The organism is Pseudomonas sp. 5P_3.1_Bac2, assembly GCF_025465995.1.
In the GTDB taxonomy this organism is placed as follows: domain Bacteria; phylum Pseudomonadota; class Gammaproteobacteria; order Pseudomonadales; family Pseudomonadaceae; genus Aquipseudomonas.
The window spans coordinates 282220-297455 of record NZ_JANLNY010000030.1 but is presented as its reverse complement, the minus strand read 5'-3'; the positions used below and the strand labels follow the sequence as shown (position 1 = coordinate 297455).

Annotated in this window: 15 protein-coding genes and 1 tRNA gene; 6 read left to right on the top strand and 10 right to left on the bottom strand. The window is 57.5% G+C overall.

Features of this window, described 5'->3' with window-relative positions:
- Nucleotides 1-135: 135 nt before the first annotated feature.
- The 5 genes from secF to queA form a co-directional block, all read right to left on the bottom strand.
- Nucleotides 136-1047, bottom strand: coding sequence for a protein translocase subunit SecF (secF, locus tag NTD81_RS20690; protein ID WP_262184782.1), 912 nt, complete (start codon nt 1045-1047; stop codon nt 136-138).
- An 11-nt stretch (nt 1048-1058) separates the two neighbouring features.
- Nucleotides 1059-2924 (bottom strand): protein translocase subunit SecD, encoded by a 1866-nt coding sequence (gene secD, locus NTD81_RS20685; RefSeq protein WP_262184634.1) that lies wholly within the window; start codon nt 2922-2924, stop codon nt 1059-1061.
- Between the two features lie 63 nt (nt 2925-2987).
- Nucleotides 2988-3323, bottom strand: a complete 336-nt coding sequence (yajC, locus tag NTD81_RS20680) for a preprotein translocase subunit YajC (RefSeq protein WP_262184633.1) — start codon at nt 3321-3323, stop codon at nt 2988-2990.
- 39 nt (nt 3324-3362) lie between these two features.
- Entirely contained in the window at nt 3363-4478 is a 1116-nt protein-coding gene (gene tgt / locus NTD81_RS20675; protein ID WP_262184780.1) for a tRNA guanosine(34) transglycosylase Tgt, read from the bottom strand.
- 14 nt (nt 4479-4492) lie between these two features.
- A complete protein-coding gene (gene queA / locus NTD81_RS20670) occupies nt 4493-5542 on the bottom strand; it encodes a tRNA preQ1(34) S-adenosylmethionine ribosyltransferase-isomerase QueA (protein WP_262184631.1) in 1050 nt (349 codons plus the stop codon).
- Nucleotides 5543-5654: 112 nt separating this feature from the next.
- Between queA and NTD81_RS20665 the strand changes: the two genes are divergently transcribed.
- Nucleotides 5655-5739, top strand: a tRNA-Leu gene (locus NTD81_RS20665).
- A 111-nt stretch (nt 5740-5850) separates the two neighbouring features.
- Here NTD81_RS20665 and NTD81_RS20660 read toward each other — a convergent pair.
- On the bottom strand, nt 5851-5958 hold the full coding sequence (locus NTD81_RS20660; protein ID WP_262184630.1) for a DUF4113 domain-containing protein: 108 nt from the start codon (nt 5956-5958) through the stop codon (nt 5851-5853).
- A 515-nt stretch (nt 5959-6473) separates the two neighbouring features.
- Here NTD81_RS20660 and NTD81_RS20655 point away from each other — a divergent pair.
- Nucleotides 6474-6896 (top strand): DUF4952 domain-containing protein, encoded by a 423-nt coding sequence (locus NTD81_RS20655; RefSeq protein WP_262184629.1) that lies wholly within the window; start codon nt 6474-6476, stop codon nt 6894-6896.
- Between the two features lie 308 nt (nt 6897-7204).
- On the opposite strand, the gene NTD81_RS20650 is transcribed toward NTD81_RS20655, so the two are convergent.
- Nucleotides 7205-7639 (bottom strand): bifunctional diaminohydroxyphosphoribosylaminopyrimidine deaminase/5-amino-6-(5-phosphoribosylamino)uracil reductase RibD, encoded by a 435-nt coding sequence (locus tag NTD81_RS20650; protein WP_262184628.1) that lies wholly within the window; start codon nt 7637-7639, stop codon nt 7205-7207.
- Nucleotides 7640-8149: 510 nt separating this feature from the next.
- Between NTD81_RS20650 and NTD81_RS20645 the strand changes: the two genes are divergently transcribed.
- The 3 genes from NTD81_RS20645 (at nt 8150) to NTD81_RS20635 (ending at nt 11857) form a co-directional block, all read left to right on the top strand.
- The gene (locus tag NTD81_RS20645; RefSeq protein ID WP_262184626.1) at nt 8150-8755 is read left to right on the top strand and encodes a sorbitol dehydrogenase family protein; all 606 of its coding nucleotides are present in this window, start codon (nt 8150-8152) and stop codon (nt 8753-8755) included.
- A 117-nt stretch (nt 8756-8872) separates the two neighbouring features.
- Entirely contained in the window at nt 8873-10462 is a 1590-nt protein-coding gene (locus NTD81_RS20640) for a GMC family oxidoreductase (protein WP_262184625.1), read from the top strand.
- A 3-nt stretch (nt 10463-10465) separates the two neighbouring features.
- Nucleotides 10466-11857 (top strand): cytochrome c, encoded by a 1392-nt coding sequence (locus NTD81_RS20635; RefSeq protein ID WP_262184623.1) that lies wholly within the window; start codon nt 10466-10468, stop codon nt 11855-11857.
- Between the two features lie 212 nt (nt 11858-12069).
- Here NTD81_RS20635 and NTD81_RS20630 read toward each other — a convergent pair whose 3' ends face one another.
- The 3 genes from NTD81_RS20630 to NTD81_RS20620 all read right to left on the bottom strand — a co-directional run bounded on the left by NTD81_RS20630 (nt 12070) and on the right by NTD81_RS20620 (nt 13648).
- Complete coding sequence (locus tag NTD81_RS20630) at nt 12070-12924, bottom strand: hypothetical protein (protein ID WP_262184621.1); 855 nt, start codon at nt 12922-12924, stop codon at nt 12070-12072.
- The gene (locus tag NTD81_RS20625) at nt 12917-13090 is read right to left on the bottom strand and encodes a Com family DNA-binding transcriptional regulator (RefSeq protein WP_262184620.1); all 174 of its coding nucleotides are present in this window, start codon (nt 13088-13090) and stop codon (nt 12917-12919) included. The genes NTD81_RS20630 and NTD81_RS20625 overlap by 8 nt, the downstream gene beginning before the upstream one ends.
- A gap of 174 nt (nt 13091-13264) precedes the next feature.
- Entirely contained in the window at nt 13265-13648 is a 384-nt protein-coding gene (locus NTD81_RS20620) for an antiterminator Q family protein (RefSeq protein WP_262184618.1), read from the bottom strand.
- A gap of 227 nt (nt 13649-13875) precedes the next feature.
- Between NTD81_RS20620 and NTD81_RS20615 the strand changes: the two genes are divergently transcribed.
- The gene (locus tag NTD81_RS20615; RefSeq protein ID WP_315974707.1) at nt 13876-14643 is read left to right on the top strand and encodes a S24 family peptidase; all 768 of its coding nucleotides are present in this window, start codon (nt 13876-13878) and stop codon (nt 14641-14643) included.
- Nucleotides 14644-15236: the final 593 nt, after the last annotated feature.

Below are 15236 nucleotides of genomic sequence, written 5' to 3'. Positions count from 1 at the left end.
CACTTTAGCTGGCGTTTAGACGACTTCATGGTGGCCGCCTCAAACCCGCTAAGTTGTAGGGTTAGAGCACAAAAAAGCCGGGCAAGTTCAGCACCGGCCCGGCTTGTTCAGCTGATTGCGATCAAACGCACAAAGTTATGGGCGCTCATCGACCTCCTGGGTCACCGCCGGCGGGATCAGATCCTCAACCCGCAGCTTCAGCCACACCAGTACGGTGGCGCCGATATAAACCGAAGAGTAAGTACCGACGACCACACCCACCAGCAGCGCCAGAGCGAAGTTGGCCAGGGTGTCACCGCCAAACACCAGCAGAGCGATCAACGCCAGCGCGGTGGAGAAGGAAGTGGCCATGGTACGCAGCAGGGTCTGAGTCACCGACACATCAATGTTCTCGATCAGATCAGCCTTACGCAGCACGCGGAAGTTCTCACGGATACGGTCGTAGATGATGATGGTGTCGTTGAGCGAGTAACCGATCATGGCCAACACCGCCGCCAACACAGTGAGGTCGAAGGGAATCTGGAAGAACGCCAGAATACCCAGCACGATCACCGTATCGTGCGCCAGCGAAGCAATGGCACCCAGGCCGAACTTCCACTGAAAGCGGAAGGCCAGATAGACCATGATCCCAGCCAGCGCCAGCAGCGCGGCCAGGCCGCCCTGATCGCGCAGCTCTTCACCCACTTGCGGGCCGACGAACTCAACGCGCTTCACTTCGAAACCGACTGTTGGATCGATCTTGCGCAGCGCGGCCGAAACCGAATTACCCAGGTGCGGATCATCACCAGCCAGACGCACCAGTACGTCGGTGGTAGCACCAAAGCTCTGCACGACGGCATCGGCATAGCCAGCCTGACCCAGCTCACGCTTGATCAGCTCGAGGTCAGCCGGTTTCTCGTACTGCAGCTCAATCAGGGTGCCACCAGTGAAGTCCAGGCCAAAGTTCAGGCCCTTGGCGAACAGCGCACCCAAACCGATGACAGTCAGGAGGACGGTGATGGCGAAGGCAAGATTGCGGATCGCCATGAAACGAATGGTTGATTTAATGAGGGCCATGTTCAGATCCACAGTTTCTTGAAGTTACGACCACCGAAGATCAGGTTAACCATACCGCGGGTAAACATGATCGCCGTAAACATGGAGGTCAGAATCCCTAGCGACATGGTCACAGCAAAGCCTTTGATCGGTCCAGTTCCCAGCGCGAACAGAATGCCGCCAACCAGCAAGGTGGTGAGGTTACTGTCAATAATCGCTGTATAGGCGCGATCGAAGCCCTCATGAATAGCCCGCTGCACCGACAGACCAGCGTTTAACTCCTCACGAATCCGTGAGTAGATCAACACGTTGGCGTCCACCGCCATACCCAGCGTAAGGACGATACCGGCGATACCCGGCAGGGTCAGCGTGGCACCGATGACCGACATCAGACCGACCAGCAAGGCCAAGTTGAAGGCCAGCGCCACAGTCGCCAGCAGACCGAAGAAGCGGTAGATAGCGATGATGAAGATGGAGACGAACACCATCGCCCACCAGGTCGAATCAATACCCTTGCTGATGTTTTCCGCACCCAGGCTTGGGCCAATGGTGCGCTCTTCAGCAAAGTACATTGGCGCCGCCAAGCCACCCGCGCGCAGCAGCAGCGCCAGCTCGGAGGACTCACCCTTACCATCCAGACCGGTAATACGGAACTGACTACCCAACGGCGACTGAATAGTGGCCAGGCTGATGATCAGTTTTTCTTCTTTAAAGCTTTGGATGGCGACTTCTTTTTCTACACCCGCCTCCATTTGCTTGACGTAACGGGTGACGGGCTTCTGCTCAATGAAGATCACCGCCATGCTGCGCCCGACGTTGTTGCGGGTAGCACGGCTCATCAGCTCACCGCCATGACCATCCAGACGGATGTTCACTTGCGGGCGACCGTTTTCGTCGAAGCTAGCCTGGGCGTCGGTTACCTGATCACCGGTGATGATCAAGCTGCGCTCCAGCGGTACGGCAGGACGACCCGGCTCGCGGAATTCAAAGGATTCAGTGGTCGCGCGGGCAGCGTCCGGCTCAGCAGCCAAGCGGAACTCAAGGCTCGCGGTTTTACCCAGGATACGTTTGGCTTCGGCGGTGTCTTGCACGCCCGGCAGCTCAACCACAATACGGTTGGCGCCTTGACGCTGCACCAGCGGCTCAGCCACACCCAGCTCGTTGACCCGGTTACGCACGGTGGTCAAGTTCTGCTTGATCGAATACTCGCGGATCTCCGCCAGGCGCACTTGCGTCAGCGCCAAATTGAGAACCTGCTGATCGCCACGCACAGTGGTGGTTTGATCGAAATCGGTAAATTCTTTACGGATCAGGGCCTGGGCTTTTTCCAGCGTTTCGCTATCAGCAAATCCTAACTGGAAGGCGTTTTCTTGGTTAGCAGGCAGGCTGCGGTAGCGGATACGCTCTTTGCGCAGCAGGGACTTAACATCCCCCTCATACACTTTGATACGTGCCGCAACGGCTTTTTCCATGTCCACTTCAAGCAGGAAGTGCACCCCGCCGGACAGGTCCAGACCAAGTTTCATCGGGCTCGCGCCCAAGGCACGCAGCCACGCAGGGGTAGTCGGCGCCAAGTTCAGGGCCACCACGTAGTCATCGCCCATGGCCTTGCGCACCACGTCTTTGGCGGGCAACTGGTCAGACATACGGGTCAAACGCAGCAGGCCGCCGCGCTCGCTAACCTCAGCGGCTTTGACCTCGATACCCGCGTCAGCAAGTGCCTTGCTCGCCTGATCCAGAGTCGCTTGATCGACCTTCAGCGCAGTGCTGGCACCGCTGACTTGAATAGCCGGATCATCGGGATAGAGATTAGGAGTGGAATACACCAAGCCAATCGCCAAAACCGCCACAATCAGCAAGTATTTCCACAGGGGATATTTGTTCAGCATGGAGCCGCCCGTTATGACGCGGGGCGCTAATAAGCGCCCCGCATGATGTTGAATGTTTGTTGCTTAGATCGCCTTCAGCGTGCCCTTAGGCAGCGAGGCGGCGATGGCCGCTTTCTGAATCTTCAGCTCAACGGTATCGGACACCTCGATCACCACGAAGTCATCGGAGACCTTGGTGACTTTACCGGCGATACCACCACTGGTGACCACTTCATCACCTTTTTGCAAGGCGCCCAGCAGGTTTTTGTGCTCTTTAGCGCGCTTGGACTGCGGACGCCAGATCATCAGATAAAAGATGACCAGGAAGCCAACCAAGAACACCCACTCAAAACCAGTGCCAGCGGCACCAGCAGCAGGCGCAGCACCATCTGCAAAGGCAGCGGGAATAAAAAAGCTCATGTAACACTCCTATTAAAGGGCCGTTAATACAGTCGGGGATCAATCCAGCGGCGGCGTGGGTAAGCCACGCTTAGCGTAAAAGGCATCGACAAAGGCGGCCAATGTACCCTGTTGAATAGCCTCACGCAAACCAGCCATAAGCACCTGATAGTGCCGTAAGTTGTGGATTGTATTGAGCATGCTACCGAGCATTTCGCCGCATTTATCTAAATGATGCAGATAGGCGCGGGAGAAATGTTTGCAGGTGTAACAATCGCAAGTTGGATCCAACGGCGAGTTGTCCTGTTTATGGAAGGCGTTGCGGATTTTCAACACCCCAGTGTCGATAAACAAATGACCGTTGCGCGCATTGCGGGTCGGCATCACGCAATCGAACATATCCACACCACGGCGCACGCCTTCGACCAAGTCTTCCGGCTTACCGACGCCCATCAAATAGCGTGGCTTATCGGCCGGTAATTGCGCCGGCAGATAATTCAGCACCTTGATCATCTCTTCTTTCGGCTCGCCCACCGACAAACCGCCAATGGCGTAACCATCGAAGCCAATTTCATTCAGGCCTTGCAGCGAGTGCATGCGCAGTTCTTCGTGCATGCCGCCCTGGACGATCCCGAATAGCGCGGCGGTGTTATCGCCATGGGCCTCTTTCGAACGCTTAGCCCAACGCAGCGACAGCTCCATGGAGCGCTTAGCCACATCGAACTCCGCCGGGTATGGCGTGCATTCGTCAAAGATCATCACGATATCGGAGCCCAGGTCGCGCTGCACCTGCATGGATTCTTCCGGCCCCATAAAGACCTTGGCGCCATCCACCGGCGAGGCGAAGTACACGCCCTCTTCTTTGATTTTGCGCATCGCGCCCAGGCTGAACACCTGGAAACCACCGGAGTCCGTGAGGATCGGCCCCTGCCACTGCATAAAGTCGTGCAGGTCGCCGTGACGCTTGATCACCTCAGTGCCGGGACGCAGCCACAGGTGGAAGGTGTTGCCGAGGATGATTTGCGCGCCGATGGCTTCGATATCGGTCGGCAGCATGCCCTTGACCGTGCCATAGGTCCCCACCGGCATAAAGGCCGGGGTTTCCACCACGCCCCGGGGGAAGGTCAAACGACCGCGCCGCGCCTTGCCTTCGGTGGCGAGCAATTCAAAAGACATGCGGCAAGTGCGCGTCATAGCTGTTCCTCTGGCCCGCGCGGGGCGGGGTTACGGGTGATAAACATGGCATCACCGTAGCTAAAAAATCGGTATTGGTGAGCCACCGCGGCCTGATACGCCGCCATGGTTTCACCGTAGCCAGCAAAGGCCGACACCAGCATCAGCAGGGTCGACTCAGGCAAGTGGAAGTTGGTGACCAAGGCATCGACCACATGCAGCGGCCGACCTGGGTAGATAAAGATATCGGTGTCGCCACTAAAGGCCTTAAGCACGCCATCGCGCGCCGCGCTTTCCAGCGAACGCACGCTGGTGGTGCCCACTGCGACCACCCGGCCACCGCGAGCACGGCAGGCGGCGACGGCATCGACCACCTCTTGGCTGACCTCCAGCCACTCGCTGTGCATATGGTGATCTTCAATGCGCTCAACCCGCACCGGCTGAAAGGTGCCAGCGCCGACATGCAGGGTGACAAAAGCGCGTTCAACACCCTTGGCCGCCAGGGCATCGAGCATCGCCTGATCAAAATGCAGGCCGGCAGTCGGCGCCGCGACGGCGCCAGCACGGTCGGCGTAGACGGTTTGATAACGCTCGCGGTCGGCCTGTTCATCGGGGCGATCGATATAGGGCGGCAGCGGCATATGGCCGATACGCTCCAGCAGCGCCAGCACCGGCTCATTGAAGCGCAGCTCAAACAAGGCATCGTGACGCGCCAGCATCTCGGCTTCGCCGGCGCCATCCAGCACAATCATCGAGCCGGGCTTAGGCGACTTGCTCGAGCGCACATGGGCCAGCACGCGATGCTCATCGAGCACACGCTCCACCAGAATCTCCAACTTGCCGCCCGAAGCTTTCTGGCCGAACAGGCGCGCCGGAATTACCCGCGTGTTGTTAAACACCATCAGGTCGCCCGGGCGCAGATACTCGAGCAAATCACTGAAGTGCCGATGAGCCAACGCCCCCGTAGGACCGTCCAATACCAGCAAGCGGCTAGCACGGCGTTCAGCAAGGGGATGGCGGGCAATCAGAGCATCTGGCAGCTCGAAGTGGAAGTCGGCAACACGCATGGTCGGCAGGGGGTCATCTAGCAGGGCGGCAGAGCTTAACGGAAATCGTAAATTCTTTCCACGTAATGGATTGACCAACCCCGACACCATCCCTATACTGCGCCGCCATTGTGCCCCGGTGGCGGAACCGGTAGACGCGGCGGATTCAAAATCCGTTTTCGAAAGAAGTGGGAGTTCGAGTCTCCCCCGGGGCACCAAAAACTCGAAGAAAGGCCTTGATTATCAAGGCCTTTTTTTCGTCTGGCGTAAAGTTGGCGTAACGGGAAAACCATTCTGGGTGAATACTCACCGCACTTAGCCTTCACCGCCTACAACTGATCCAACTTCGCTGTGTAACATGCACTTAGTAGTTCGCGGCGCATCGCCCATTCTGGAGCGGCGAGAGCACCGCCGGGACGTAGGGCGCCCAGCCCCAACAGGCCTTAATGCTGTCCATGCCCCTCATAACCATCTCTGAAGTTGCCGGTTGGGCAATCGCGAAGAGATCGTCTTTATACTCCCGCGCTGGCAGAGATCGATTAGCCGCACCTCAGCTTTTGCGTAGGCATGCTCCTCTCTAAATATCAGCTCAACACCCTCCACAGCTGCCCTGGTGATCACCCGAGTATCGAAGGGTATTGCACGTACCACTTACACTGTACGTGCACCCAGCATAAGCGGGCAGCTCAGAAAAAAATAAGCCACCAGCCGACTAAATAACCGCCCACGCCAACCAGCGGCTTTACCTAAAAAGAGGCTCTAGCACGGGGAAAAACAGAACTATAACATTGCCCATCCGCACAAAGCCCAGGCAGAACCAAAGAGCTCAGAAGGCTGCGTCACCTTCTACGAACTGCTCAAATGGAACGCCATCTACGACTACCTCATCAACAAACGTGAAAAAGGCCAAAACGGCAAATTCATCGGCGACCTGATAGTAACGGCCTGAAATATGAGAAAAGCACTACACCTTATTTGCCTAACAGCACTAATAGCCCTCTCAGGCTGCGCCCGATCGGAGCCGACCTGCGGCGACCTGCTGGCCCGCATTGGCCACAAACCAGCGGCCATTGAGTACCAAAGCTGCGAAATAGAAAAAGACAAACAAGGCACGCCATCCACTGCCCTCTATCGCGTAAAAGGCAGCCATGCAGCTGAAGTCGAAAAATATCTGAGTACGCAGTTCAACATGCCCGCACTCAAACGCTCATGCTGTAGATGGGATGCACCAAACGGCTCCTACGCAGACGAGAAGACAGGATATAGCTACACCATAACCATGCTCTCTGATGACACCAGCGTGAGTGAGCGGGAAAACTGGCCACAGATTCCTTACTTCCACATCCTTGTCAGCAGCTACAGCGAGTTTCCCTGAGCCAGGCATCGAACGTAGAGTGGCCAACGCCCAGCTTGGCCACCAAGCGTCACCACACAATCGCGGATGGGTAAAGCGCCATTCACCCTACTCGCTGTATCCGCTATTAAATCAGTATGCAGATCGAATTGGCGCCCAGTGACTCACCTAATTCTTTACAGCACTGGATCAACTCAATCGCTTTCTGGCAGCGCCGTCTAGCGTTTTCAGCCGTTTTATTCATTCATTGCTGAGTAAGGCGGCCACACTCAACGCATTCATTCGCGCCGAAATTGCCGCATGGAATAGCGAAGCCGCCTACTCGACATTCACACTGACAAAAGATAAGGCTTAAGGTACTTCTCCACTTCAGACTGCTCCAGCCCGACCTGCACTTCAACCTCTGCGGCCCGGAGCAGTTCAATGCCTTTTCCTTGGTTTTTGACGTGGGGGTCTAGCATTGCCACATACACCTTCTTGACCCCACGCTCGATCAGTTTGAGTGCACAGGCGGGTGTGCGTCCGTGAAATGAGCAAGGCTCTAGGGTCACATACAAGGTGCAATGCTCCAGTGACCCTGTCAGCTTGCTCATTGCATCAATCTCGGCATGGGCATGGCCTGGCGACTGCGTGTATCCCGTAGCAACGACCTGGCCGCCTCGTACGATCACACAGCCGACAGGCGGATTCGGACGGCACTCGGGCAGTGCCTGCTTTGAAACTTCAAGCGCTTGCAGCATGAAAGCTGAGTGATCCACGGTCATCGTCCGACTCTAGGGTAAGGTCATTGGAGTTGAGGGTCCCTGGAAAGCTCAAGGATGATTCGACTCATGCTGCTGACGGTAGTGCCGCGGTCATGCTGCACGTCCGTGGAAAAGGAGTGGACTCCCCCGCTACTGTGTATCCCAAGCTTTATAATCGACCTGCAAGCCACAAATTTTACGGATGTATCGAATCCCCCCAGCCCCCCCCAAAAATCCTCTTAGGTTGTACCGAGACGAGCTGAACCAAAAACCGCAATAGTCTCCACTGCCCGGACATATACGCTTCTGCATAGCAGCTCACTTGTATGCAGTTACCGGCTAATTAATCCACAACTCGCAGTGAATCATTAGGCGTAGGGAATTTTTCGCGCCTATAGGATTAACCTGCACAGTAGTTAGTTCGCTGTTATAAAAAATAGATATTTCGGGCTCTACAGCCGCAGCTTGCTAGAATCAGGACCTTATAAAACAATCGCCAGCTAAGGCCTAGGTCGCATCAGGGAGTGATGTATGCAGCGCTCAACGCGCCGCCTTACCTGCTGCATCAACCTGGCACCTTCGGCTGACAAGGAAGTAGCCGTGATATCCCGCAGACAATTGTTTTACTCAGGTGCAGCGCTGACTGGTGCCGGTTTATTCGCGCCACTCTGGCCCGGCCGCTTGCTCGCAGCCGAGGGCCTCAGCGCGCAACAGGACGTCGCCACTTTCCAGCAATTTTCACTCTTTCTCACCGAGCGCGAGAACCTAGACCCCGAGCTGTCTTTGCGCATTTTGGCGCAGTGTACCGAGGCCGACCCCGGTTTCCCCGAGCAGGTCAGAAGTCTTTGGCATAGCGTCCAGCAACAAGGCCTCAGCAGCGTCAGCCAGTTCTCTGCCAGCCCGCTGTATCAGGACGATAAGCGCACTCAAACCGTCGTACAGAAGATAGTCAGCGCCTGGTACCTGGGTTACACCGGCACGCCGGTGTCGCTGCGCGCGGTGGACGATACCCGCCTGGTCAGCTTTACCGGCGCCCTGGCCTATAGCCCCACCCTCGACGCCACGGTCATCCCCACTTACTCGCGCGGCCAGACCAATTACTGGAGCCGGCCGCCTAACAGCCTCGCCAGCGACTAGATCGCGCTTAGCCAATCGCCAGTCACGCCAGCCTGAGCAGCCAAGGCTGTTTAGTCCGTATATGCACCGTTGCCCTTTAGGCAGGCCGCGCGCCTGCAGGGTTTACCAGGGATAGATATGACTCAGCAATTCGATGCCGACGTAATTGTGGTGGGTTCCGGGGCACTGGGCAGCAATGCTGCCTATGAGTTAGCCAAACGAGGGAAGTCCGTAATTATTCTGGAGGCCGGTGAGCGTATTCCGCGCTGGAAGATAGTCGAGAACTATCGCAACTCCTCGAACAAGGCCAATTACAACTCGCCCTACCCTAATCAACCTTGGGCTCATCATTCCTACGACGAGCAATATATCGAGAACACCGGCTCGTTTGATTTTCGTCCGGGCATGCTCAAATTGGTGGGCGGCACCACCTGGCATTGGGCCGCCGCCTGCTGGCGTTATTTACCCAACGACATGAAGTTGCGCAGCCTGTATGGCGTAGGCCGCGACTGGCCCCTTGAGTACAGCGAGCTGGAGCCTTACTACGTGCGCGCCGAGATCGCCATGGGCGTGTGCGGTAACGGCGAGCAGGACCAAAGTGGCCAGGGTGGCAGCGCCTTTCCGCCGCGCTCCCAGCCCTATCCGATGCCGCCTGAGGCCGACACCTATCTGTTTCAGCGTTTGCGCGAACGCCTCGCCCCAGCGGGCTACCACTTCGTCCACGAACCTAACGCCAGAGCCACCCAGCCCTACGACAGCCGCCCGGCTTGCAGCGGCAATAACAACTGCATGCCGGTATGCCCCATCGGTGCCATGTACAGCGGCGACACCCACGCCCGCCACGCCGAGCAAGCCGGAGCGCGGCTGATTACCGACGCCACCGCCTACAAGCTGGAGAAAGCCGCCGACGGCAAGATCGCTGCCGTGCATTACCGCAGCTCCAAGGGCGCCGATGTGCGCTTAAGCGCCAAATACTTTGTGATCGCCGCCCATGGTTTAGAAACGCCAAAGCTGTTGCTGCTTTCCGATGTCGCCAACTCCTCTGATCAAGTCGGTCGCAACCTCATGGACCACACCGGTCAGGGCCTCCAGTTTCTCGCCGACGAGCCACTCTGGCCTGGGCGCGGCGCGGTGCAACAAGGCGGTATCTTTAACCGCCGCGACGGCGACTTCCGCAGACAGCGCGCTGCGGTCAAACACGCCATCGCCAATAACGTGCCTAACATCGCAGTGGCTAAGCGCCTGATCAGCCAAGGCGTGTTCGGCAAGCAGCTGGATGAGCGCATCCGCCATGACGCGGCGCGCTGGGTGGATATCTCCACGGTCTATGAAACCCTGCCGCTGCCGACCAACACCGTGCGCCCCAGCACAACCCGCAAAGATGCTTTAGGCATCCCCATGCTGGTGGTCAATTACGAAGTGGATGGTTACGTGCAGGCAGCCAAGGCCGGGGTGACGGAAGACTATCAACAGTTCATCAAATTGATGGGCGGCACGGTGGTGGAAGACAACACCGGCTGGCAGAACCGCGACCACCTGATGGGTACGGTGATCATGGGCGATGACCCGAAAGACTCGGTGGTTAACCACGAGTGTCGCTGTCACGACCACGCCAATCTGTTTCTCGCCACCACCGGGGTGATTCCCGCCTCAGGCACCATCAACCCCACCCTCACGGGGGTGGCCTTGAGCATTCGTGCCGCTGACATCATCGCGCGGGAGATCTAAGCCATGGCCCTGTTCAACCCGTGCAGCGCCCTGTTCACGCTGCTATGCATCAGCCTGCCGGCAGTGGCCGCTGAAGATAACGCCAACCTGATCGAGCGCGGCGCTTATATCGCCCGCGCGGCTGACTGCGTAGCCTGTCACCGCACGCCAGCGGCGGACGGCCCGGCCATGGCCGGTGGTTACGCCATCGACTCGCCCATGGGAGCGATCATTGCCAGCAACATCACCCCGTCAAAACAGTACGGCATCGGTAACTACAGCGAGCAACAACTGGCCGATGCCCTGCGCAAGGGCATCAACGCCAAGGGGCAATATCTCTACCCCGCCATGCCTTACACTGCCTACCGCGGCATGAGCGATGCGGATATCCACGCGCTGTACGCCTACCTGCAAAATGGGGTTAAGGCGGTGGAGCAGGCAGTGCCGCCCACTCAATTAGCCTTCCCGTTTAACCTGCGCCAACTGATGTGGGGCTGGAATCTGCTGTTTCTCGACCCGCCCGGCTTCACCGCCAAACCCGGCGCCTCCGAGCCACTTAGCCGCGGCCAATACCTAGTCGATCACCTGGCCCACTGCGGCACCTGCCATACACCACGCAACCTGTTGATGGCTGAAGACCCGCAACAGTATTTAGCCGGCGCGCCGCTGGGCGGCTGGATCGCGCCCAACATCACTTCCGACAAAGTCAGCGGGCTGGGTAATTGGAGCGAGGCGGACCTGATGCACTTCCTCAAGACCGGCCACCTCACCGACAAAGCCCAGGCAGCCGGGGGCATGGCCGAAGCCGTAGAAAACAGCCTGCGCTACTTAACCGACAGCGACTTGCACGCCATGGCCAGCTATTTGCTCAGCGTTCCTGCCCGCCGCGCCAGCCAAGCGACTGCACCGGTGAGGCGCGAGGTTAAGCCGGTGGCGATGCACAGCCTGGAAACGGGGCAAGGCGATCAAGCCTCGCTGGCGGATAGCAGCGGCCTGGACGGCGCCCGTCTGTATAACTCCGCCTGCGCCAGCTGCCATGGCCGCGATGGGCAAGGCAGCGCGGATGCCTTCTACCCCTCGCTAAGCCAGAACAGCTCACTCAACGGCAACCAAGCCAACAACTTGGTGATGGCCATTGTTCATGGTGTGCAGCGCCAAGGCGCGGATCTAGCCGTGAATATGCCGGCCTTGGGCGCGGATCTGAACGATGAGCAAATCGCCGCCGTGGCCAACTACAGCCTGCAAACCTTCGGCAATCCGCAACTGAGCATCAGCGCTGCGGATGTGGCCAGCCTGCGTAAAGGCGGCGAGCCGCCGCTGCTGCTTAAGGCGATGCCTTATCTGCTGATAGTCGCGGGATTATTGGGATTGCTGGTGCTTTATGGGATTTGGCGCTGGACGCGCCGGGGGAAATGACGCTCGGTGCCAATATCTGACACTTAGCCAAGTTGACGGGACATTGCCACAAGCAACGCCGAACAGCTGAGTAGAGCCTGTACCGCCGGTCATAAACGCCGGCTGTATCCCACTCAAGCCTGAAAAATTCGTGGCCGCAGCCTAGATAGATGGGGTGTTGAAGCTCGGGGCTTTCGCTTAGGTCTTACTTAATTGAGTGCTTAGCTAGTCACTCAGCTCGCCGCTTGCTGGCGAATCTCAATCACATATTCGCCGGGGAAGCGCAGCACGGCGCGGCGGCTATTAGGATCGCTGTACTCAGGGCGTACCAGCACATCCACATCCGCCTCGCGCGCTTTGGCCACCACCGCATTGAGATCGGCCACGACAAAGTCGGTTTTGATCTCGCTGTGGGGATAGCGCAGCTGGTCGCGTAACTCGCGGGTTAACTCGATCACATTGACCAGCCCCAAACTGGAGCTCAGCTGCGCGCGGCGGAACATAGTGCCGGCGATGCCGATTTCCTCGGAGGGGTAATAGGCATCACTGAGCACAGTGCCGCCCGTGGCCGCGACAAAGGTGCCGACAAACTGCGCAGCGGCATCCGGTTCGAGGTAGTAGCGGGTATTGGAGGTCGACTCCTTGATCTCAATAACCGGGACTTCCCCGGCGTAGGCGTAGAACTGAATCCGCACGCCGCCCGGCCATTCGATCATCGCCTCTTGGTTACCAAACACGGTCCAGCGCCGCAGGATTTTTGCCCCTGCGGCCTGAGCCACCTGCACCGCCGTGTCCATATCCGCCACACCGAAACCAACGGCCTCCTTGCCCATGGGGAACGGCGCAGCGTTGTCCTTGTATGCCTGCGCCGAGATGGCGCCGACGCTGGTTTGCAGATCAGTGAACTGCATCGTCGCCGGCACGGCGGCTAGGTTGACGTCACTGATCGGATCCGCCGTACCGCCAAACACGGCAAGGAATTTGTCGATAAACACCGGCAGTTGATCGGGATACATAAACACATGGGGCAACGCATATTGTGGGCCGTCGCCAACTATTACTGGGGTGGTTTGATTTTGCTTAGTCATCACTGTTCTCCAACGAAGTTAAAAGGCTCGATGGCGCATTAGCGAGACTCATGGTCTTCACGTGGTTCAAGGTTCCGCAGCGCGGGCACTTGATCTGGATACGACTGAACTCACCCACACGGGCGAGAAGTTTGTTGCACTTACCGCACCGGCACTCTTTCAACATCTGCGGCCTCCTTAGGGGTGCCCAAGTCAGCCCCAAATGGGATGTGCTGACGCTTTATTGCAGGCAATAAAAAGCCCCGACGAGATGCCGAGGCTTAAAAGGGTGTCCGGTATTGCCTAACAACCGGACACATTTACATAAAACCAGTTGTTTATCCGTACGCAAAGAACTTTTTTAAGCGCTCTCGCGCAGGCTCTCCAATGCACTGTCTACCCACGCCACGCCAGCGCGCAGCGCCTGGCGCACCGACCCTTCGCTAAGGCCGTTTTCGCGCCCAATTCGTAGCGCCGTCCATTTAGCGCCGAAGTACAGCCATACAAACTCGCCCATCTGCTGATCCCGCTTAAAGAGCCTGGCCACTGCGCTGTCGATAGCCAAGGCCATAGCATCTGCAATGTTGTACCGAGTCCCTGCACCACCCTTGTTATCGCGAATCAGTCGGTACAGCGGCGAGACATAACCAGGTACGCCCTCGCCATCCATACGCCACCAACCCCACTGCTCCAGCAACCACTCGGTATCCCCCAAAGGCTTGTTGCTGTACTGACGTTTCTTCATCCTCAAATTCTCCCTGACGGTTATGCATTCCATGCCAAACAAGTCATATCTCGCCTGCCGGCCATTTAGTTATCCAACCCAAGGGATGCATGGCACCACCCCACCTGACAGTAAGGCTGCGTCTTACAGCCCGGCCTTAATTCGCTGCAGCGCCAGCCCTGCTGACAAATCATGTACTATTGGTACATACTATTGACGTACTGAAAGTACAGTCAAGGCCGTAGACAATGGAACCCATGGTACAAACATCGGAAATTCGCCAAGCCTTCACCACACGCCTAAAGCAGGCCTGCAGCGATGCAGGGCTTGAGGGTTACGGCGTGGCGGCACGCATCGCGCGCGCTGTAGGGGTGACCCCCAAAGCCGTATCCAAATGGTTCAATGAAGAGTCGATCCCGGCCTTAGCCAAAATGCACAGCCTGGCCGCTTTTCTGCGGGTATCTCCCGAATGGCTGATGTGGGGCAACTCACCGGCATCCTCCGCCGACAGCAGCGGGCAGGCTCTGCGTACCCGGCACCCGGAGCTCATCTCAATCAGCCCCTGGGATGAAGACACCCCGCTAGACGACGATGAAGTGGAAGTGCCGTTTCTGCGTGAAGTGCAACTGTCCGCCGGTAGCGGTAGAACGGCTATCGAGCAAAGCAGCCAGGGCAAATTGCGCTTCGGCAAAATGACCCTCAGAAAGCACAGCGTGCAATTTGATCAAGCCATCTGCGTGCCAGTGCATGGCAATAGCATGGACCCGGTCTTGCCGGACGGCAGCACCGTGGCAGTCAACACCGGCGCCACCCAGGTTAATGACGGCAAGATTTACGCGCTCGAACATGACGGCCAATTACGCGTGAAGGTGCTTTATCGCCTGCCCGGTGGCGGCATTCGCCTGCGCAGCTACAACCAGGCCGAGCATCCTGATGAAGAGTACAGCGCCGAGCAAATGCGCCTAAGCGGCATTGTTATCATTGGCCGCGTATTTTGGTCAGCGGCGTTTCATTAGGTCGCCGCCACTCAAACACTATTAGGTTGGCGGATTGCCCCAGACTAGGCGCAACGCCCAACTCATGACAGCGTAATGACCAGCACTCAACATATCCCGACACACAGGACTGCCCACAAAGCGGGTGTATCAACTGTAAGCACGAGTGCAAGGCTGAGTCAGTATTAAGTACGAATGTTTATAACAAGTTGCATATGTATTAAGCCTTAAACATATAAGAATAATGACTTACAAACAGACACTTACCACGCTGACTGGCTTACATATGGATTGCATGCCAATTGTCTAGATCGCGCTTATTGGCCAGTATTTCTCAACTAACTGTTCGGCATTGCCTGCAATCTCAGCCCTAACCTAGGCCCAGCCTGCACCTACGCCTGCGCGGGCATCCACGCCCAATAAAAACCAGTACTGCGCGAATCAACTTAGCTGTTCGCGACTTAGGGCATATAGCGCGCAACTTGGCACTTTGGCAGGGGTTGGCATTTGCCTAATAGTTAGCGTAGAGTTTCCGCACTGTGTTTGCATGGGTCGCCGGAAATCGTGACCTGATGCAGTAGATCATTGCTGATCCGCTACATCCCGCTCGACGT

Coding starts and splice junctions, on each gene's coding strand:
- secD (WP_262184634.1), bottom strand. CDS start 2,924: ATGCTGAACAAATATCCCCTGTGGAAATACTTGCTGATTGTGGCGGTT.
- yajC (WP_262184633.1), bottom strand. CDS start 3,323: ATGAGCTTTTTTATTCCCGCTGCCTTTGCAGATGGTGCTGCGCCTGCT.
- tgt (WP_262184780.1), bottom strand. CDS start 4,478: ATGTCTTTTGAATTGCTCGCCACCGAAGGCAAGGCGCGGCGCGGTCGT.
- queA (WP_262184631.1), bottom strand. CDS start 5,542: ATGCGTGTTGCCGACTTCCACTTCGAGCTGCCAGATGCTCTGATTGCC.
- NTD81_RS20655 (WP_262184629.1), top strand. CDS start 6,474: ATGAGAAAAGCACTACACCTTATTTGCCTAACAGCACTAATAGCCCTC.
- NTD81_RS20650 (WP_262184628.1), bottom strand. CDS start 7,639: ATGACCGTGGATCACTCAGCTTTCATGCTGCAAGCGCTTGAAGTTTCA.
- NTD81_RS20645 (WP_262184626.1), top strand. CDS start 8,150: ATGCAGCGCTCAACGCGCCGCCTTACCTGCTGCATCAACCTGGCACCT.
- NTD81_RS20640 (WP_262184625.1), top strand. CDS start 8,873: ATGACTCAGCAATTCGATGCCGACGTAATTGTGGTGGGTTCCGGGGCA.
- NTD81_RS20635 (WP_262184623.1), top strand. CDS start 10,466: ATGGCCCTGTTCAACCCGTGCAGCGCCCTGTTCACGCTGCTATGCATC.
- NTD81_RS20630 (WP_262184621.1), bottom strand. CDS start 12,924: ATGACTAAGCAAAATCAAACCACCCCAGTAATAGTTGGCGACGGCCCA.
- NTD81_RS20625 (WP_262184620.1), bottom strand. CDS start 13,090: ATGTTGAAAGAGTGCCGGTGCGGTAAGTGCAACAAACTTCTCGCCCGT.
- NTD81_RS20620 (WP_262184618.1), bottom strand. CDS start 13,648: ATGAAGAAACGTCAGTACAGCAACAAGCCTTTGGGGGATACCGAGTGG.
- NTD81_RS20615 (WP_315974707.1), top strand. CDS start 13,876: ATGGAACCCATGGTACAAACATCGGAAATTCGCCAAGCCTTCACCACA.